Raw genomic sequence first — 17,802 nt, 5'->3', positions numbered from 1 at the left:
CCGCCAGGACCCGGCCCGGGGCCCTTCGGCCCATGCCGCGCGGCCCAAGGGCGCCTCACGGTGCGGCAGGTGAGGGTTCCGGAGCAACGGAGTGCGAGCCTCCGGTTCCGCCCGTGCGCCCTGCCCGGCGCCTCTCAGCCAGGTCGAGGGCCCGTTGTGCGAGCCACAGGTCGTGGACGGCGCTCGGGGAGCGCAGCAGGGAGCGTTGGAGCAGGGCCTCGCTCCGGGCGAGGCGTTTGCGTACCGCGGACGTCGACAGGGACAGCGCGGCGGCCGTCGGGCCGATGCGTGCGTCGAGCCGCAGCCAGGTGGTGAGCGTCTGCGCGGTGCATTCCGGGACGCCGGGCGTCAGTAACGGGCGGAACTGGCGTTGTGCCCAGGCCACGACGTGGGGAAGTGCGAGGAGTTCGTCCAAGGAGGGCGCCGTCCTCACGGGGTCCGTCGCGCGGGGCTGCGGGCCGGGCGGGATGCCGGCGGCGATGGCGCGGAGGGCGAGGGCCAGCGCGGCTTGGTCGTGGAGGCGGTTCAGATCGAGGCCCAGCAGTCTCTGGACGTGGGTGAGGCGCGCCGTCAGGGTGTTGCGGTGGATCTTCAGGTGGGCCGTCGCACGGGAGGAGAAGCTGAGCCAGGAGGCCGCGGTGGCCAGTAGTTCCCTGCCGTCCGGGTCCTGTGAGCGCCGTGCGGAGTGGGTGCGCAGCGGCGCGAGGAGGACCGCGGCCCAGGCCTCCGCGGGGGGCCCGATGGTGAGCGCCAGGTCGGGGTCGGCCGCGAACGAGGCGTGCCGTTCGGCGCGTTGGCGTGCGGCGGCCAGCGCGTGGAAGGCCTGGGCGTATGCGGTGGCGGTGTCGCGTAACGGCAGCGGGTCGCTCACTCCGATCCAGCAGGTGTCCGTCACGGAGCGCAGCCAGACCGGCTCGGTGGCGATGCCGGGGTGCGCCTCGGGACCGGCGGGCTCCAGTACCGCCAGGTGATCGGCGTACACGGGGCACGGCACGACCCACGCGTCGTCGACCGCGGCGGCCAACGCGTCCGCCACCGCGCGGCGTATCGCGGACGGTCCCTCGACGACGTACAACCGCATCACGTCGGGCAGTGCGGGGCGCAGCGCCCCGGCGACTTGGCGTGCGGCGCTCACCTGACCGTTCATCAGCAGATGCAGGACGGCCTCGCGCGTCCGGGCATCGGCGAGCCGGAGCGACCGCTGCTGCCGCCGGGCGTGCTCCAGCTGCCAGCACAGGCTCAGACAGGACGTGGCGTCCGCGAGCAGGAGCCGCAGACCGGGCGGCGTCGGCCCGCGCAGCACGGCGGCGAGGAACGGTGTGCGGACGCCCGGCGGGCCGTCGAGGGGAAGGACGAAGCACACGAGGTCCTCCTCGTCGATGACCAGGGACTTGAGCCCCCGTGCGGTGATCTCCCGTACCCCGTGCCGTACGAGAACGTGCTCCGCCCTGCCGAGGGGGAACCGGAGCGGGGACGTCACGACGCCCGAGCGGTCGACCAGGAGGGCGGCGGCCCCGGTACGGCCCGCCAGCCAGCGGAGCAGTCGCGCGGTGCCGCCTTTTCGGGCGGCACGCTGCATGTTCAGCACGTCCTCGGCCCGTCGGGTCCGTTCGGCCGTTGCCGTGGCGGTACGCGGATCGTCACCGTGCATGTCACTCCCCCGAGAGACATCCGAGTCGGTCAGGCCAGAGAGTAGCCGGGTGCCGACGGAGGTGAACAACGGGCTCGCCGTGCGGTCCGGCACGCGCAAGCCGTAATGCGCCGATTCCTCGGGGCCGGGTTTCGCCAGTCAATTGCACGATTGCGCAATTAAGTGGCTATGCTGCTGAAGGTTTGAAGAGGCATCTCGTTCGGTGAGGCGTCTTCGCGGACACAGGCCACCGGGAAGACGCCGTGAAGTGCCAAGGCGCCGACGAGTTGGGGTGTACCGCCCGCCGCGCGCGGACCGGTCCGCTCCTTGAAACCCCGACTCATTCGGTACGTCCCGGGGCACCGTCCCCGCGCCCCGGGCCGGCCCGAACCACATCCGACACATTGCTCACCGGAGGCCGCTCCCCATGCTTGTCGCTCTCGACCACGTCCAGCTCGCCGCACCGCCCTCCAGCGAGGACCGCCTGCGGTCCTTCTACGTCGATGCGCTGGGCCTGGTCGAGATTCCCAAGCCACCGGTGCTGGCCAGGCGCGGCGGCGTCTGGTTCGCGACCGCCGACGGCTGCGTCCAGCTCCACCTGGGCATCGAGGAGCCCTTCCGCCCGGCCAAGAAGGCCCACCCGGGACTTCGGGTGAAGGACATCGACGCCTTCGCCGGGCGGTTGGCGGCGCACGGCGCCCCGGTGGTCTGGGACGACACCCTCCCCGGTCATCGCCGCTTCTACAGCACGGACTCGGTCGGCAACCGGCTCGAATTCCTCGAACCCCTCACCTGACCCGTACGGCGCCCGAGCAGATTAGGTAGACTGGTCTACCTAATCTGAGGGAAAGGTCGTCATGAGCGAGATCGGCGGTGCGGCAGCACGGTCCAAAGAGAGGCGGCGGCCGGCGCGTGAACGGCTGCTCGCCGCCGCGGCCCGCCGCTTCTACGCGGACGGCGTGTCCGCCACGGGCATCGACACGATCACCGCGGACGCGGGCGTGGCGAAGATGAGCCTGTACAACAACTTCTCGTCCAAGTCCGACCTGGTGAGGGCCTACCTCGACGCGCGGCACGAGGAGTGGCTCGGCCTGTACCGGCGCCGCCTGGAAGAGGCCCGGGGCGCCCGCGAAAGCGTGCTCGCCGTCTTCGACGCGTATGCCGATCACGCGGCCTTCGCCTACGAGCACGGGTTCCGGGGCTGCGGCCTGCTCAACGCCGCCGCCGAACTGCCCGCCGGGGACGAGGGGCGCGCCGTCGTGCGCCGGCACAAGGAGCAGGTCGAGTCCCTGATCGCCGGACACCTGGAGCAACTCCTGCCCGACCGCCCCGAGGAGGCGCGTGCGGCGGCGGAGCATCTCGCGTTCCTCCTGGAGGGCGCGATGGCCCGGGCCGGCCTGGAGGGTGTGGACACCCGCCTGCAGCACGCGCGGACCATGGCAGCCGCCCTCCTGGACCGGCTGTGACGCGGCCCGCCGGACGCCCGGCCCGCTCGGTGGGCATGGGCTCGCTCTGCGTGCTGCTGGCATCCGTGCTGTGGGGCACCACCGGCACCGCCGCGACCTTCGCCCCCGACGTCGGTCCCCTCGCGATCGGCGCCGCCGCGATGGGTCTGGGCGGCCTGCTCCAAGCCGTCATGGCCGGCCCCCGCATCGCCGGGGAGGCCTCAGCGCTGCGCGAGCGTCGCGGTGCGGTGCTGCTCGGCGCCCTGGCGGTGGGCGTCTACCCGCTGGCCTTCTACAGCTCCATGCGTCTGGCCGGAGTCGCCGCCGGAACCGTGGTGTCGATCGGTTCGGCCCCGCTCGCCTCGGCCCTCGTCGAACGCGTCGTGGACAAGCGCCGGCTCACGCGCCGCTGGACGGTCGGTGCGGTGCTGGGCCTGTCCGGTACGACGCTGCTGTGCGTGGCCGAAGCGGCCGGTGAGCACACCGGTGCCCGATCCGCGGGGTCGACCGTGCTCGGCGTCGGGCTCGGCCTGGTCGCCGGTTGCACCTACGCCCTCTACTCCTGGGCCGCCCACCGCCTGATCAGCCGGGGTATCAGCTCCCGCGCCGCCATGGGCGCCGTGTTCGGCGCGGGCGGCCTGCTGCTCATGCCGGTACTGCTGGCGACCGGCGGTCCGCTCCTCGACTCGTGGTCCAACACGGCCGTCGGCGCCTACATGTCCCTGGTGCCCATGTTCCTCGGCTACGTCCTGTTCGGCTGGGGTCTGGCGCACGTGCCGGCGAGCACCGCGACCACGCTGTCGCTGCTGGAGCCCGCCGTCGCCGCCGTACTGGCCGTCCTGGTCGTCGGTGAACGCATCCCCGTGCCGGGCTGGATCGGCATCGCCCTGGTCGTCTGCTGTCTCGCCGTGCTCACCGTGCCGTCCCGCCGGGCGGCGGCGCGGGAAGCGGACGACGACGGCCCGGCTTCTCCGGGCCGCGACCGCCTCCCGGCGGGCCCGGACGGAGTGCCGCACCGCGAGAGCGCGCCCTTGTCCGAGGAAGCGCGAGACGAGTTGGTCGGCCGCGCCGGCGGCGGGTAGCGCCACGGCCCTGTCCGGGCGCCCCTCCGGTGCCCGCCCCGGTAGGACGCGGCGTGCACCACCGTCTCCGCGGTGAGCGTCCGCCTCATGCCCTCGGCCGTGGCGCCCGGCGGACCGCCCGTCGGCGGCCCGCGGTGCCCGGGTGCCGTCACCCCCGGCCACCGCCGCCCGGCGCCGTCAGGGTGTGGGCGATGAGGTAGTCGACGGTGTCGGTCGGGCGCCGCCGCTGCCGCAGAGCGGCGCGCTGCCGGACCGCGCCGGTGCCGTGCAGGTCGAGCCGGGAGAGCAGGGAGTCGAACAGGGCGCTGTCGCCGTGCCGGTCGAGCGCGGGGCGGATCCAGTCCAGCAGGCTGCGCATCCGGCGCGAGGACGGCGTGCGCAGGCGGGAGACCGGGTCGAGGGCCGTACCCGTAAGGCCTTCGCGGGCCGAATGCCACGATGCCGCGCGCAGCAGATGGGGGTCGGGGCGTGGGGCGGACCGACCGGAGCGGACTTCGGCCAGTGCGGTGGCGGCCGCCGCGCGAACCAGGGCGGCGAACAGTACGGTGTCGTCCACGGTCAGGGCCGCGTCGGCGACCCGCACCTCCAGGGTGGGCAGGTGGTGGGAGGGCCTGATGTCCCAGTAGATCCCGCCTGCGTCGAGTACCACACCGGTGCCGATCAGGGTGGCGACGAGGTCGTCGTAGTGATCGGCGGACTCGAAGTACGGCGGGGGCCCGGCGGCCGGCCAGCGCGCCCAGCACACAGTGCGCCAACTGGCGTGGCCGGTGTCCCGCCCGCCCCACAACGGCGAGTTCGCCGCCACCGCGATCAGCACCGCGATCCAGGCCCGCAGATGATTGCTGACCCGGACGGCCTCCGCACGGCTGTCCATCCCCACGTGGACGTGACACGCACAGCACACCTGCTCCTCGTCCAGCGCGCCGAAGGCTCGCGCACTGCGCTCGTACCGGTCACCGGGCATGAACGGCGGGGCACCCGCGGGGGAGAGGACCGGGGTGCCGCTGGAGACCAGCCCGGCCCCGTGGGCGGAGGCCGCGCGGGACAGGTGCAGGCGGTTGGCATAGAGCTGTTCGGCGAGCGTGCCCAGATCCCGGTGGGGGTCCGTGCGCGTCTCGACCTGATAGCGGGTCAGCTCCGGGGCGACCCGGTCGTCGAGCCTGGCCTCGGCGGTCGCGATGACCGGCGCGGCCACCGGCATCAGCAGCCGCGTCCGCGGATCGACGAGGAGGAACTCCTCCTCCACCCCCACCGTCAACAACGGCCCCCTCACCCTTGCCACCGGCCCGCTGCCGGTCTCGGGGGCGGGTGATCTCTCGCTGCGGGATATTCGGCTCTCCACAGTCGGGATCCTTCACCGGGCGACCGCCGGGCTCCCGCCGCGAGGGGGAAACGCCGCGAACGAAGCGGCAGATGGCCGAAGAACCCCGGTTCCGTGCCGGCGGAACACTGGTCCGGCCTGGCTCGTACGGTCCGGGCACAGCGGCCCGGCCCCGTGGCCGGCCGGTGTCCGCCCACGGGCGTCATCCGTGGACCCGAGTCCTTGACATGTAAGTCTCGTAAAGCAACTCTGGAGGTCAGTGCGGCAATTGACGAGGAGGCGGGCGGTCTTGGAATGGACGGGCGCGTGCTACGCGGACACACCCACGACCGAGGTACGGGTATGGATCGACGCCTCACCCGACACGGTGTGGGCCATGGTCAGCGACATCGAGCTGATGCCGGGCATGAGTGAGGAGCTCCGGTCCGTGGAGTGGCTCGACGGGGCCGCCGGTCCCGTGGTGGGGGCGAGGTTCGTCGGCCGCAGTGAGCACGGGGCGCTCGGCACGTGGGAGACGACGTCCCACGTCATCGAGTGTGAACCGCGTTCCGTCCTCGCCTGGGCGGTGGAGGATCCGGCCCATCCCTCCGCGGTCTGGCGTTTCCGGCTTCGGCCCAGGGATGGCGGGACGGAACTGTCGCAGTGGATGCAATTGGGACCCGGGCGTTCCGGGCTGTCCATGGCGATCGACCGGATGCCGGAGAAGGAACAGAAGATCGTCTTCGTGCGCATGCGCGAGTTCGAGCGCGCCATGACGCACACGCTGGCGCAGATCAAGCAGCGGGCGGAGGCGTGATGCGGACGGCCACCACCATCGAGGCCTCGGGCGGGGAATCCTGGTCCGGCCACGCGGACTTCGTCGTCGAGGCCGAGAAACTGGGTCTGGACATCTGCTGGGTCGCCGAGGCGTGGGGCTCCGACGCGCCCTCGGCCCTCGGCTACTACGCGGCACGAACCGACCGGCTGCTCCTGGGGTCCGGCGTGATGCAACTGGGCACACGGACGCCGGCGGCCGTCGCACAGACCGCCGTCACCCTCTCCAACCTGTCGGGCGGACGCTTCCTGCTCGGCCTCGGCGCATCCGGCCCCCAGGTGATCGAGGGACTGCACGGAGTGCCCTTCGCCCGGCCGCTCAGGCGCATGCGCGAAACCGTGGAGATCGTGAAACGGGTCCTCGACGGCGGCCGACTCGCCTATTCCGGCGCGGAGTTCACGATCCCGCTGGCCGGCAGCGAGGCCGTCCCGATGCGACTGTCCGTGCGCGCCGAGTACGACATCCCCGTCTACCTGGCGTCACTGTCCCCGGCGATGCTCCGCCTGACCGGCGAGGTCGCCGACGGCTGGCTCGGCACCAGCTTCGTGCCCGAGGGCGCCGCCGACGCCTACTTCGCCCACCTCGACGAGGGGTTGGCCCGCAGCGGTCGTACCCGAGCGGACCTTGACGTCTGCCAGGGCGCCGAAGTCGCCTTCGCACCGGACGCGGACGCACTCGGCCACATGATCGCCGGACGCAAGAAGGAACTCGCCTTCAGCCTGGGCGGCATGGGTTCGGCGTCCACCAACTTCTACAACAACGCCTACAGCCGCCAGGGTTGGGCCGAGGTCGCGGCCGAGGTGCGCGAGCGGTGGCAGGCCGGTGACCGGGACGGCGCCGTCGGTCTCGTGACCGACGGGATGGTGCTCGGTACGACGCTCATCGGTACGGAGGACATGGTCCGCGAGCGGCTACGGGTCTGGTGCGACGCGGGCGTCACGACTGTACGTCTCTATCCGGCCGGAGAAACCCTGGGCGACCGGCTGGACACCCTGGCCAGGGCGATCGAGCTGGTCCGCGAGGTCGACGCGAGCCCTGAGACGTCGCCGAGCGGCTGACACGCGGCGCGCTTGCTTGCGCCGCATACGTCTGTGATCGGCGTCCCGCGAGCGCCGGATCCGCACGCCGAGTTCACCCGGCGTCCGGATCCGGCGCCTCTTCCCTCGACTCATCCAACCGGAAACGCCGCCGGACGGACGGCCGGTCGAGGAGTCGCGGGGGATAGCCGGGGCCGGGCCGGGCGGTGACGTTCTCCCAGGCAAGGGGCTCCTTGCAGTGCGAGCACACCACTTCGCCGTGGGCGTCATGACCACAGGTCTCGTGCCGGGTGATCACCGGTGCCCCTTCCTCGTCCGCGAGCCACCGGTCGCCCCACCGCGTCATAGCGAGGATGACACCGTAGAAATCGCGACCGGACTCGGTCAGCACGTACTCGTGGCGCACGGGCTGTGTCTCGTACACCCGCTTCTCCAGCAGGCCCGCCTCCACCAGCCTGCGCAGCCGCTCCGCCAGCGTGTTCCGGGCGATGCCCAACTCCTGCTGGAACGCGTCGAACCGGCGGATCCCGTAGAAGGCCTCTCTCAGCACCAGGGGAGTCCACCAGTCGCCCAGCAGATCCATGGTCCTGGCCACCGAACACGGCCAGTTCGCGAACGACGTGCGTCTCATACGGCGATGGTACGAGTCTTCTCGTGAGACTCAGCAGCCGGCGAAGGTGATCGTGGAGATCGCGGGGAACACACCCCACACTACGTCTGGTGCCTCGGCGAGCCGAGCCGGGCAGGAGACCAGGACACCAGGAGAAGAAGCATGGGTATCGAAGCCGGATCCGGCTCCCTTCCACACGTTTCCGGAGCGGGGTGCCCGGTCCCCGAAGCCGGTCACGGACTGGTGGAGCGGTGGCGTGCGGCGGGCGGCGAACTGGTGGAACTGCTGTCCGAGGTGCGCGAGCAGTTCGGCGGGGTCGCCGCGTTCCGCCTGGGACCGGCCCCCACCGTGCTCGTCACCGACCCGGAGGCGGTCCAACACGTACTCGCCAGGCACCCGGAGCGGTACGTCAAACGGTCGCACCGCGCCCGGCTGCTCATCGGCGACGGGGTCCTGTCCGCCACCGGTGCCGCCTGGAGGCAGCAACGCCGTTTGCTGCAGAGCCGGTTCACCGCCACCGGCATGCGGCGCTACGAACGGCGGATCACCGAGGCCGCCCGGACCACCGCCGGACGCTGGGCCGCGTACGCCCGTACCGGACAGCCCTTCGACGTCGGGCAGGAGATGCGGCGCTTCGCGTTGGACACCATCTGGCGCTCCCTCACCGGGCACCCCCTCGACGACGGGACCGATCGTGAACTGGCCGCCGTGGCTTCCGTGGCCGCCGCGCTGCCGACGCTGCCCGCTGACGTCCGCCACGCCCAGGACGCCGTTGCCGCCGATCTCGCCCGGATCGACGCGGTCGCCCGGCACGCCATCGAAGCCGTGCGCAGCGGGTCGACCGGGCCTGACGGCCCTGGCCTGCTGCACGTCCTGATCGATGCCTCGGCCGAGCGCCCCGCGTACACGGACCGGCTGATCCGCGACGAACTGGTCACGCTGCTCGTGGCCGGGCACGAAACCACGGCCACCACCCTGACCTGGCTCTACCTGCTCCTCGACGCGAATCCCGCTGCCCGTGAGCAAGCCCTCGCGGCGGGCGGCGAAGGATCGGAGCGACGCCGCGAGGCCGTCCAGGCTCTCGTCCATGAGACGCTCCGGCTCTACCCGTCCGGCTGGATCCTGCCCCGCCACGCCACGGAGGACGACACCCTCGTCGGCTACGCCGTCGACGCGGGTACGGACATCCTGGTCTGCCCGTACCTCACCCACCGTGATCCCCGACTGTGGTCGGATCCGGACCGCTTCGATCCGCTGCGCTTCACCGCCCCCGACGCCCGCCCCTCCCGGCCCGGCGCGTACTACCCGTTCGGCATCGGCCCCCGCGCCTGCCTCGGCATGCAGTTCGCACTCCGGGAATCGACGGTCCTGCTCGAACACCTGCTGCCGCACCACACACCGGTCTTCAGCTCCACCCCCGAGAAGGCCGCGTACGGCATCACCGTCCGCCCGGACGGCCCCACACCCGCCACCCTGCAACCGCCACTCGCGTGAGGCGCGTGCGGTACGACGACGGTTTCCCGAGGGGCGCGCAGGGCGCCACTTGACTTCGAGTGCACTCGAATTCGTAGCGTTCCGGACATGAGCACTGCACAGCACAAGATCGGATCCGGTTTCGGCGCCACCAGCACCGCCGACGACGTCCTGCACGGCATCGATCTGACGGGCAAGCTCGCCCTCGTCACCGGCGGCTACTCGGGGATCGGCCTGGAGACCACCCGGGCGCTCGTCAAGGCCGGCGCCCACGTGGTCGTGCCCGCCCGCCGCCCGGCCACGGCCGAACAGGCACTGGCCGGCATCTCCGGCGTCGAACTGGACGAGCTGGACCTCGGCGACCTGGAGAGCGTGCGCGGCTTCGCCGAGCGGTTCCTCGCCTCCGGGCGGACGATCGACATCATGATCGACAGTGCCGGGATCATGGCGTGCCCGGAGACCCGGGTGGGCCCCGGCTGGGAGGCCCAGTTCGCCACCAACCACCTCGGTCACTTCGCCCTCGTCAACCGTCTGTGGCCCGTGCTCGCACGCGGCGGCGCCCGGGTCGTCTCCGTCTCCTCCCGTGGCCACCACTTCTCCGGCATCCGCTGGGACGACATCCACTGGCGGCAGGGCTACGACAAGTGGGAGGCCTACGGTCAGGCCAAGACCGCCAACGTCCTGTTCGCCGTCCAGCTCGACAAGCTCGGCCGCGATGCCGGTGTCCGGGCCTTCGCCCTGCACCCCGGTGGCATCATCACCCCGCTCCAGCGGCATCTGCCCAAGGAGGAGATGATCGAGCGGGGCTGGATCGACGAGGACGGCAACGTGCTCAACCCCAAGGGCTTCAAGACCCCGCCGCAGGGTGCGGCCACCCAGGTGTGGGCGGCGACCTCGCCGCAGCTGGACGGGATCGGTGGCGTCTATCTGGAGGACTGCGACATCGCCGCACTCGCGCCGGAGGGCGACGCCGGGCCCCTCGGCGTCAAGGAGTGGGCGATCGACCCGGAGCAGGCGGCCCGGCTGTGGGAGCTCTCGGCGGAGCTGACGGGCGTCAACGCGTTCCCCGCCGCTCCCGCCGAGGACCCGGTGTAACTTCCCGGACCCGTGGCCGGTTCGGCGACCGGGCGAGATCCTCGGACCCGGCCCACAGCCGTCCAGGGCGTGGGGCTCGACGCCGGCGACCGGCTCGGCCTCGGCGCAGTCCTCGAAACAGCGGCCGGTGATGCCTTCCACCGTCGGCGATGCCGCCAGCAGCACCGAGGTCGCGGCGCCCTGCGCCACCGTCGTCCGCGGCGGCGGCGCGATGGCGCCCGAGGCGATGAACCCGGCCACCTCACGTATGTCCATGTGCGTGGGGCGCTCGGCGCGGCGGCGAGGACGGCGGGCGCCGCGGCCGCCGCCTCCGCCCGCTCGTCCGGGGCGGGCGCCTCGGTCGATGTGCCAGTCGCCGCGCAGCGGCCCGTGCCTCCGTATCGGCGCGGTCAGCTGTCTGCCGGCGGTACGGCGCCGTACGACGGTGTGCTCTGCGGTCGGGGCGTCTGCCTGGTCGGCTGTCCGGTCAGCACGGTGTGGCTCTCGCGCGCCGTGTAGGCGTCCTCGCTCAGCTCGACGCGGCCGTCGCGCGGCACCAGCACCAGCCCCGGTCGCAGGTCTCCTCGATTTCGGGCAGGACGTGCGAGGACAGCACGATGCTCATCCCACGCTCGGCGGCCTCGGCCATCAGGCCCGCCATGATGTCGCCCCGTGCCGCGGGGTCGAGGTCGGCCAACGGCTCGTCGAGCAGCAGGAGTTCGGGCCGTTGGCCGACGGCCGGGACGAGCGCGACGCGAGGGCGTCGCCCGGGGGACAGCTCGCCGAAGCGGGCGTGGAGGGGGATACCGCCCTCGCGAACGATCCGCTCGGCGGTCGTCCGGTCCCGCGACGAGTTCAGAGGGTGTCCGCCACGGGACGTGCCGGGTACGGCGTCCAGTGCGCGCAGCTCCCCGGAGCCGGGCCGCAGCAGGCCGCCGGCCAGGTGCAACAGGGTGGTCTTGTCGGCGCCGTTGCGTCCGACGAGGGCGGTGACACGACCGCCGGGCACGGTGAACTCGCAGTCCCGCAGGGCCCAGTCGCCCCGCCTCCGGTACCGGAATCCGAGTCCCGTGGCGCGCAGCGCATCCGGCGCGTCAGGCCCCGGTCATACGTCCTCCTCCTTCTTCTTCCTTTTCCTTCTTCGGTTCCCGGTCCCCCGGGGTACGGCTGTGCTGCTCGTGCTCGTTGTCGTAGGTGTCCAGGGCCGTGGTGACCAGGGCGAGGACATCGGCCCGCGCCAGCCCCGCGGTTCGCGCGCGGTCCACCCACCCTGGTGATCTCCTGGCGCAGCGGTGGGTCGTCCTCCGCGGCGGGCCGGGCGAGCGACCGCGTCACGAAGGTTCCGAGGCCCCGGCGCAGTTCGACCATTCCGGCCTGCTCCATGTCGCGGTAGGCCGGGAGCACGGTGTCGGGGTTGACGGCGGTCGCCGCCACCACCTGCTTGGCCGTGGGCAACTTGTCCCCGACCTTCAAGACGCCCATCCGGAGCGCCCGTTCGGTCTGCTCGACGATCTGCACATAGGCCGGTACGTGGCTGCCGCGATCGATCCGGTAGTCGATCACGTCGCCTTCCTCGACCCCATCATGCTTCTGCTCATGAATCAATGGAGGCGTGGCGGATACCCGACGGCGATGCCGAACGCCGAGGGGTGCGCGAGCCCGTGAAGCGTCGTGGGCGAAGCCTCCGGCGGGACGAGGTCGCGCCCCGAGATGCCGTCGGTCGTGAGTGTGAAAGCCTGTAACCGTGAGGTGAACCGGAACGGCGTCCAGGCGAGGAAGGCCGGCGCGCTGCCCGCTCGGCGGTGGAACGGACCTGCGGCCGGAGTGCCGTGGAGTGCCGTGTGGCCCCTGCGGGCGGGAGTCCGGCGAGAGGGGCCAGGAGGTGCAGCACCGTGCGCGAGACACGCGAGATGGCATCGGTGACCGGGGTCGGACCCAAGATGCTGGCGGACGTCAAGCCGCCGTTCATTCCCGAGGGCGCTTCGGGGATGACCGTCCTCGTCGAGTGGCCTCCCGGTGACCCCGGGACTCCTCCGCACCGCCACTCGGGGCCCTGTTTCGGCTACGTGATCGAAGGCGCGGTCCGGTGGGAGCTGGAGGGCGAGCCGGAGCGCGTGATCAAGGCAGGCGAGACGTTCTGGGAGCCCGGCGGTGACGTGATCCACTACCAGGACGGCAACGCCCTGTCGGACACGCCGACCAGGTTCGTCCTGGTCATGATGTGCGCCCCGGGCCGGCCGATGCTCACCCTGGTCGACGAGGACGAACTGAAGAAGCGAGCCCATCTGCGCGCCCCACGTCCCACTGACTGACCTGCCGCCTGCTCGCACAGGCTCGGGACCCGCGAAGGCCACCCCCATATGGTTTCATTCGATACCGTATCGAATGAGCGGATGGCTGGTAATGTTCCCTCATGGCCGCCAATGCTCCTCGTCAACCCGCCGTCCCGCGCGCGACCGACCGCCCTGGGGATCAGTCGCCCTTCGCTCTGGGCTTGTTGCTGCGTCGGGCTCACTGGCGTGCGGCCGCGCTGATGGGGGAAGCGCTTCGGCCGCTCGGTATCGAGTTGCGGCATTTCGCCGTGCTGATCGTGCTGGTCAACCGCGGACCTACGGTGCAGCGGGACCTGGCGGCGGCGACCGGGTCGGACAAGGCGGGAATCATGCGGGTCGTGGACGACCTGGAGCGCAAGGGTCTGGCCGTACGCAAGGCCGTTCCGGGGGACCGGCGGGCGCGGGCAGTGGAGATCACCCCTGAGGGAATCGAACTCTTCGATGCGGCTCACGTGGCCGCCGAGCCGCTGGCCGAGCGTCTGGTCGCCGAACTGGCTGCCGGGGAGCCCGAGCGGCTGACGGAGCTGCTGACCCGGCTCGCCCATCCCGTGGACGGCGAGGCGTAAGCGCGCCCGCGCGCCGGTTTGCGGCCGCGCCGGCTCCGACGCGCGAACCACCGAGAGCCGAGATCCACGCCGAGATAGTTGAGCGCGATACGGTATCGAGTGATACTATCTTGAGTGTAACGAAGCTGAACTCGTTGAGTGGATGGAGGCGGGCGATCATGGACGTCTATGACGCCGTCACGAGCCGACGGGCGGTGCGCGCGTTCACCGACCGGCCCGTGCCGAGGGAAACGCTGGAGCGGGTGCTGTCCGCCGCGGCCTGGGCGCCGTCCGGATCGAACATCCAGCCATGGCGCGCCTACGTGGTGACCGGCGGGCCGCTGGCCGAGATAAAGAAGCGGGCCGGCGAACGGCTGGCCGCAGGCGACCCCTGGGACGAGCGGGAGTACGAGATGTACCCGCCCGACCTGAAGTCGCCGTACCGCGAGCGCCGATCCGACTTCGGCAAGGCGCGCTACGGCGCACTCGGCATCGCCCGCGAGGACTGGGAAGCGCGCCGCAGGGCCGCTACCGAGAACTGGAACTGCTTCGGAGCCCCCGCCGCCCTGTTCTGCTACATCGACCGCGACCTGGGCCCGGCTCAATGGTCCGACGTCGGCATGTTCCTGCAGACCGTCATGCTGCTGCTCCGTGCCGAAGGTCTGCACAGTTGCGCGCAGATGGCGTGGTCGGAGTACCGCAGGACCGTCGCGGAAGTCGTGTCGCCGCCGGAGAACCTCGTCCTCTTCTGCGGCATGGCGATCGGATACGAGGACGTCAAGGTCCATGGTGAGCGCACGGGCCGGGCGCCGCTCGACGAGACGGTCACGTTCGTCGACGGACTCTGACGCGGCCCCTCCTCGGTCGGCCCACAAGCGCGACAGGCTGATTCATGCCCCGCCCACGCGGCGCTCCGTATGCCATATTGCGCACGTAATCCGGATGAAAGGTATGACATGAAGATCGCAGTCATCGGCGGTACCGGTCTGATCGGGTCGCAGGTCGTCAAGGACCTGAACGCGGCCGGACACGAGGCGGTACCGCACTCGAAGTCCACCGGAGTCGACATCATCAGCGGTCAGGGGCTGGACGAGGCGGTGGCGGGAGCCGACGTCGTCGTCAACCTGACGAACTCGCCGACCTTCGACGAGGCCTCCCTGGCCTTCTTCCAGACGTCGATGGACAACCTCCTGGCCGCGGCCCAGAAGGGCGGTGTCGGCCACTTCGTCGTCCTCTCGATCGTCGGCGTGGACCAGGTGCCGGAGCTGGACTACTACCGCGCCAAGCTGCTCCAGGAGAGGATCCTCGCGGCCGGGCCGATCCCCTACTCCATCGTGCGGGCCACGCAGTTCATGGACTTCATGGAGGCGGTCCTGTCCTGGACGGCCGACGCCGACACCGTCCGGCTGCCCGCCACGCCCATCCAGCCCATCGCCTCCAAGGACGTGGCCGCCGCGGTGGCGGAGGTAGCCGCGGGCGCCCCGCTGAACGGCATCCGGAACGTCGCCGGCCCCGAGATCTACCCCCTGGACGAGTTGGGCCGGATGACCCTGTCCCGCAAGGGCGACAAGCGTACCGTCGTCACCGACCCCACGGCCGGCATGTTCGCCGCAGTCAAAGGCGACGTCCTCACGGACAGGAACGCCCACCTCGCCCCCACCAGCTACACCGAGTGGCTGTCCTGACATCCCCGCCCGCGCTGGATCCGTGGCGCGCTGGGGTTCACAGGTCGTTCAGCAGTACCGCCGCCCCGTCGAAGCGACCCGCCTTCAGATCGCTCAGTGCCCGCTGCGCCTCGGAGAGCGGGTAGGGATGTGTGGTGGCCCGGACGCCGTACCGGGCCGCCAGTGCCAGGAAGTCCCGGCCGTTGTCCCGGGTGTTCGAGGTGACGCTGCGCAGTTCCTTCTCGTAGAACAGCTCGCTCTCGTAGCGCAGCACCGGGACATCGCTGAGATGGATGCCCGCGACCGCCAGGATCCCTCCCCGGTCCAGTGCCCGCAGTGCCACCGGCACGAGCTCACCGGCCGGTGCGAACAGGATCGCCCCGTCCAGCGGCTCCGGCGGCTCGTCGTAGGCCCCGCGGGCCGACGCACAGCCCAGGTCGAGGGCGAGCCGTCGCGAGGACTCGTCGCGGGTCAGGACATGGACCGTCGCTCCCTGTGCCAGGGCGACCTGCGCGCACAGGTGGGCGCTGCCGCCGAACCCGTACAGTCCGAGACGCCCGCCCGGCGGCAGTGACGTCCGCAGCAGTGCCCGGTAACCGATGATGCCCGCGCACAGCAACGGTGCGAGCGCGACGTCGTCGACGTCCGCGGGCAGCCTGTAGGCGAAGGCGGCCGGGACGGTGGTGTACTCGGCGTAGCCCCCGTCGGTGTCCCAGCCGGTGTACTCGGAGCCGGGGCACAGGTTCTCGTCCCCGCGCAGGCAGTACCGGCAGGTGCCGTCGGTGCGGCGCAGCCAGGCCGCCCCCACGCGGTCGCCGGCCGCCCACCCGCTCACACCCGCACCGACGCCGTCGACCACGCCGACCACCTCGTGGCCGGGTGTCACCCCGGCCCGGCGCACCGGCAGGTCACCTTCGGCGACGTGCAGATCGGTACGGCACACACCGCACGCCCGCACCCGCACGAGCAGTTCACCGGATCCCGGTTCCGGCACGGGCCGCTCGACGAGCCGCAACGGCTCCTGCTCGACAGGCCCCGGCCGGGCCACCACCCATGCACGCATCGGCTGTGCCCCCTGTCCTGTGCACGCCTGCCCCTCCAGTGTGGTCCAGCACGACGGCCGGCGCGCGGTACCGCCCCGGTGCCACCGTGGCGGGCGATGGGTTCAGGGAAGGACGGAGTCGATGTAGCCGCCGTCGACCCGCACGCCGCCGCCGGTCGTGGCGGAGGCGTGGGGTGAGGCGAGGATGTCGACGGCGGGGGATGGCTTCCCGTACGGCGGCGGTGCCCTGCTCCGTCGCCAGGTCGCTCGCGGCGCCCGTGACGTCGTCGCTGCCGGAGCCGCTGCGCACGGCGTGCACGGCCTCCGCGGGCACACCGGCCGCCGTGCGCGCCTTCCTGGAGACCGGCTACCGCCTCGCCCGGGCCGAGGACGACCGCGTGGCGATCTTCCGGATCCTCGCCGATCCGGCCACCGGCGCGGTACTGCGCACGGCCGCGGAGCGGGCCCTCGACGACGGCTCGCCGGAGGCGTTGCGGTACTTCCTGGAGCATGGCCGGTACGAGGTGGGCGCCCAGGGGAGCATGACGAGCGCGGACGCCGCACGCCACCGTTCCCGCTGATCCCGCCGGGAAAGGCGAACTGCGCCAAGGGAGTTGGGCCGTCGGCCACTGAGGTCCTGGCCCCTGGAAAATGGTTCGCCGGCTTCGCCGAGCACTGGCACAGTGGCGCACCATGGATGACTCCGAGCTCCTGACGGCTGCGGATGTACAGCTCATGCAGAGCCTGGCGCAGCGGGTCACCGCCGTCCGTCCCGACCTGGTCAACAGCGACGCGTCGTACGGCGAGCTGGCCTGGATCTGGGGCAAGGGGCACACCCGCGCCGGCGGGAGCTGGCTCCGTCGGCTGTGGTTCTCCGGCACCGATCTGGTCGCGTGGGGCTGGGCTCGACTGCCGCACCGGGCGCGGCGGAGCGACGGGTCGGTGGCGGACATCACCAGCGCCTGTCTGGTGTACCAGGTCCATCCCGGCCACCGCGAGCTGGTGGACGAGGCGATCGACTGGTACGACGCCGTGGCGCCCGGCGTCGAGCGCACGGTGGTGCCGGCCGCTGCCGATGAGTTCGCCCTGACGCGATGGGCGGCACACGGCTATCACACCGATCCGGACTCGCTCGGCGACACCGGATCCTGGACACAGCTCAACGTGCGGGACCTCGATGTCCTGGAACAGCCGGTGCTGCCGGACGGTTTCCGGTTCCGCACGGCCGACGAGGCCGGGCCGCGGGCCGCGGTCCAGGCTCATGTGGACGCCTGGGCTCCGACGACGTACACGGCCGAGGCCTACGAGGGCGTCCGGCGGACACCGCCGTACCGTGGCGACCTGCACCTCCTGGTGGAGGCACCGGACGGAACGATGGCCGCATCGACGATCATGTGGCTCGACGAGGCGAACCGGACCGCCGAATTCGAGCCGGTCGGCACGCATCCGGACTACCGGCGGCTCGGGCTGGGCCGCGCGATGCTGCTGCACGGGATGCACCTGGCACGGGAGGCCGGTGCCGGTCACATGACGGTCGCCTGTCTGGGTGCGCCGGGGCATCCCGAGGCACGTGGGCTGTACTACGGCGTCGGGTTCCGTCCGTTCACACGCGACGAGCCGCTCATCAATACCGGGGGCTAGGTGTGCTGTCCCGGGACGTTGGTGACAGGCGACACGCTTTGAGCGGTCCTTGAATGAGGTGAGGGCCTCTGGGTTCGGTGTGGATTGCGAG

General features: G+C 71.7%; 18 protein-coding genes and 2 pseudogenes. 13 read left to right on the top strand and 7 right to left on the bottom strand.

Going from position 1 to position 17,802, the window contains the following annotated elements:
• Positions 1 to 55: 55 nt before the first annotated feature.
• On the bottom strand, positions 56 to 1,651 hold the full coding sequence (locus ACZ4MF_RS18945) for a helix-turn-helix domain-containing protein (protein ID WP_467493111.1): 1,596 nt from the start codon (positions 1,649 to 1,651) through the stop codon (positions 56 to 58).
• Between the two features lie 406 nt (positions 1,652 to 2,057).
• On the opposite strand from ACZ4MF_RS18945, the gene ACZ4MF_RS18940 reads away from it, so the two are divergent.
• The 3 genes from ACZ4MF_RS18940 (at position 2,058) to ACZ4MF_RS18930 (ending at position 4,157) form a co-directional block, all read left to right on the top strand.
• Positions 2,058 to 2,426: a VOC family protein gene (locus tag ACZ4MF_RS18940; RefSeq protein ID WP_356036345.1), complete on the top strand. Its 369-nt coding sequence runs from the start codon at positions 2,058 to 2,060 to the stop codon at positions 2,424 to 2,426.
• A 61-nt stretch (positions 2,427 to 2,487) separates the two neighbouring features.
• Positions 2,488 to 3,096 (top strand): TetR/AcrR family transcriptional regulator, encoded by a 609-nt coding sequence (locus tag ACZ4MF_RS18935; protein ID WP_467493110.1) that lies wholly within the window; start codon positions 2,488 to 2,490, stop codon positions 3,094 to 3,096.
• Entirely contained in the window at positions 3,093 to 4,157 is a 1,065-nt protein-coding gene (locus tag ACZ4MF_RS18930; RefSeq protein WP_467493109.1) for a DMT family transporter, read from the top strand. The genes ACZ4MF_RS18935 and ACZ4MF_RS18930 overlap by 4 nt, the downstream gene beginning before the upstream one ends.
• 148 nt (positions 4,158 to 4,305) lie before the next feature.
• Here ACZ4MF_RS18930 and ACZ4MF_RS18925 read toward each other — a convergent pair whose 3' ends face one another.
• Positions 4,306 to 5,499, bottom strand: coding sequence for a carboxylate-amine ligase (locus ACZ4MF_RS18925; protein ID WP_467493108.1), 1,194 nt, complete (start codon positions 5,497 to 5,499; stop codon positions 4,306 to 4,308).
• 268 nt (positions 5,500 to 5,767) lie between these two features.
• On the opposite strand from ACZ4MF_RS18925, the gene ACZ4MF_RS18920 reads away from it, so the two are divergent.
• Complete coding sequence (locus ACZ4MF_RS18920; protein ID WP_467493107.1) at positions 5,768 to 6,274, top strand: SRPBCC family protein; 507 nt, start codon at positions 5,768 to 5,770, stop codon at positions 6,272 to 6,274.
• Positions 6,274 to 7,350: an LLM class flavin-dependent oxidoreductase gene (locus ACZ4MF_RS18915; protein ID WP_467493106.1), complete on the top strand. Its 1,077-nt coding sequence runs from the start codon at positions 6,274 to 6,276 to the stop codon at positions 7,348 to 7,350. The genes ACZ4MF_RS18920 and ACZ4MF_RS18915 overlap by 1 nt, the downstream gene beginning before the upstream one ends.
• Before the next feature lie 73 nt (positions 7,351 to 7,423).
• Here ACZ4MF_RS18915 and ACZ4MF_RS18910 read toward each other — a convergent pair whose 3' ends face one another.
• Positions 7,424 to 7,960, bottom strand: a complete 537-nt coding sequence (locus tag ACZ4MF_RS18910; RefSeq protein WP_467493105.1) for a winged helix-turn-helix transcriptional regulator — start codon at positions 7,958 to 7,960, stop codon at positions 7,424 to 7,426.
• Positions 7,961 to 8,101: 141 nt separating this feature from the next.
• Here ACZ4MF_RS18910 and ACZ4MF_RS18905 point away from each other — a divergent pair, with 141 nt between their 5' ends.
• Complete coding sequence (locus ACZ4MF_RS18905) at positions 8,102 to 9,433, top strand: cytochrome P450 (protein ID WP_467493104.1); 1,332 nt, start codon at positions 8,102 to 8,104, stop codon at positions 9,431 to 9,433.
• Positions 9,434 to 9,520: 87 nt separating this feature from the next.
• On the top strand, positions 9,521 to 10,507 hold the full coding sequence (locus ACZ4MF_RS18900; protein WP_467493103.1) for an SDR family NAD(P)-dependent oxidoreductase: 987 nt from the start codon (positions 9,521 to 9,523) through the stop codon (positions 10,505 to 10,507).
• Positions 10,508 to 10,896: 389 nt separating this feature from the next.
• Here ACZ4MF_RS18900 and ACZ4MF_RS18895 read toward each other — a convergent pair whose 3' ends face one another.
• From ACZ4MF_RS18895 to ACZ4MF_RS18885, 3 genes and pseudogenes are all read right to left on the bottom strand, one after another.
• Positions 10,897 to 11,043: a hypothetical protein gene (locus ACZ4MF_RS18895; RefSeq protein ID WP_467493102.1), complete on the bottom strand. Its 147-nt coding sequence runs from the start codon at positions 11,041 to 11,043 to the stop codon at positions 10,897 to 10,899.
• Positions 11,016 to 11,495: an ATP-binding cassette domain-containing protein gene (locus tag ACZ4MF_RS18890; protein WP_467493101.1), complete on the bottom strand. Its 480-nt coding sequence runs from the start codon at positions 11,493 to 11,495 to the stop codon at positions 11,016 to 11,018. Before ACZ4MF_RS18890 ends, ACZ4MF_RS18895 begins: the two co-directional genes overlap by 28 nt.
• An 85-nt stretch (positions 11,496 to 11,580) precedes the next feature.
• Positions 11,581 to 12,049: pseudogene (locus tag ACZ4MF_RS18885) on the bottom strand (GntR family transcriptional regulator).
• 347 nt (positions 12,050 to 12,396) lie between these two features.
• On the opposite strand from ACZ4MF_RS18885, the gene ACZ4MF_RS18880 reads away from it, so the two are divergent.
• The 4 genes from ACZ4MF_RS18880 (at position 12,397) to ACZ4MF_RS18865 (ending at position 15,049) form a co-directional block, all read left to right on the top strand.
• A complete protein-coding gene (locus tag ACZ4MF_RS18880) occupies positions 12,397 to 12,798 on the top strand; it encodes a cupin domain-containing protein (protein ID WP_467493334.1) in 402 nt (133 codons plus the stop codon).
• 221 nt (positions 12,799 to 13,019) lie between these two features.
• The gene (locus ACZ4MF_RS18875; protein ID WP_467493100.1) at positions 13,020 to 13,385 is read left to right on the top strand and encodes a MarR family winged helix-turn-helix transcriptional regulator; all 366 of its coding nucleotides are present in this window, start codon (positions 13,020 to 13,022) and stop codon (positions 13,383 to 13,385) included.
• 158 nt (positions 13,386 to 13,543) lie between these two features.
• The gene (locus ACZ4MF_RS18870; RefSeq protein WP_467493099.1) at positions 13,544 to 14,212 is read left to right on the top strand and encodes a nitroreductase; all 669 of its coding nucleotides are present in this window, start codon (positions 13,544 to 13,546) and stop codon (positions 14,210 to 14,212) included.
• A gap of 108 nt (positions 14,213 to 14,320) precedes the next feature.
• Positions 14,321 to 15,049: an SDR family oxidoreductase gene (locus ACZ4MF_RS18865; RefSeq protein WP_467493098.1), complete on the top strand. Its 729-nt coding sequence runs from the start codon at positions 14,321 to 14,323 to the stop codon at positions 15,047 to 15,049.
• Between the two features lie 37 nt (positions 15,050 to 15,086).
• On the opposite strand, the gene ACZ4MF_RS18860 is transcribed toward ACZ4MF_RS18865, so the two are convergent.
• Positions 15,087 to 16,091, bottom strand: coding sequence for a zinc-binding alcohol dehydrogenase family protein (locus ACZ4MF_RS18860; protein WP_467493097.1), 1,005 nt, complete (start codon positions 16,089 to 16,091; stop codon positions 15,087 to 15,089).
• A gap of 320 nt (positions 16,092 to 16,411) precedes the next feature.
• On the opposite strand from ACZ4MF_RS18860, the pseudogene ACZ4MF_RS18855 reads away from it, so the two are divergent.
• Both ACZ4MF_RS18855 and ACZ4MF_RS18850 read left to right on the top strand, forming a co-directional pair.
• A pseudogene (locus tag ACZ4MF_RS18855) lies at positions 16,412 to 16,651 on the top strand (ALF repeat-containing protein); the annotation flags it as partial.
• Between the two features lie 112 nt (positions 16,652 to 16,763).
• Positions 16,764 to 17,711 carry a GNAT family N-acetyltransferase gene (locus ACZ4MF_RS18850; protein WP_467493096.1) on the top strand — a complete coding sequence of 316 codons (948 nt, stop codon included), beginning with the start codon at positions 16,764 to 16,766 and terminating at the stop codon, positions 17,709 to 17,711.
• The last annotated feature ends 91 nt before the right edge of the window (positions 17,712 to 17,802 follow it).

The organism is Streptomyces sp. NPDC025793 (assembly GCF_055558375.1).
This window is presented reverse-complemented; position numbering and strand designations above follow the sequence as displayed.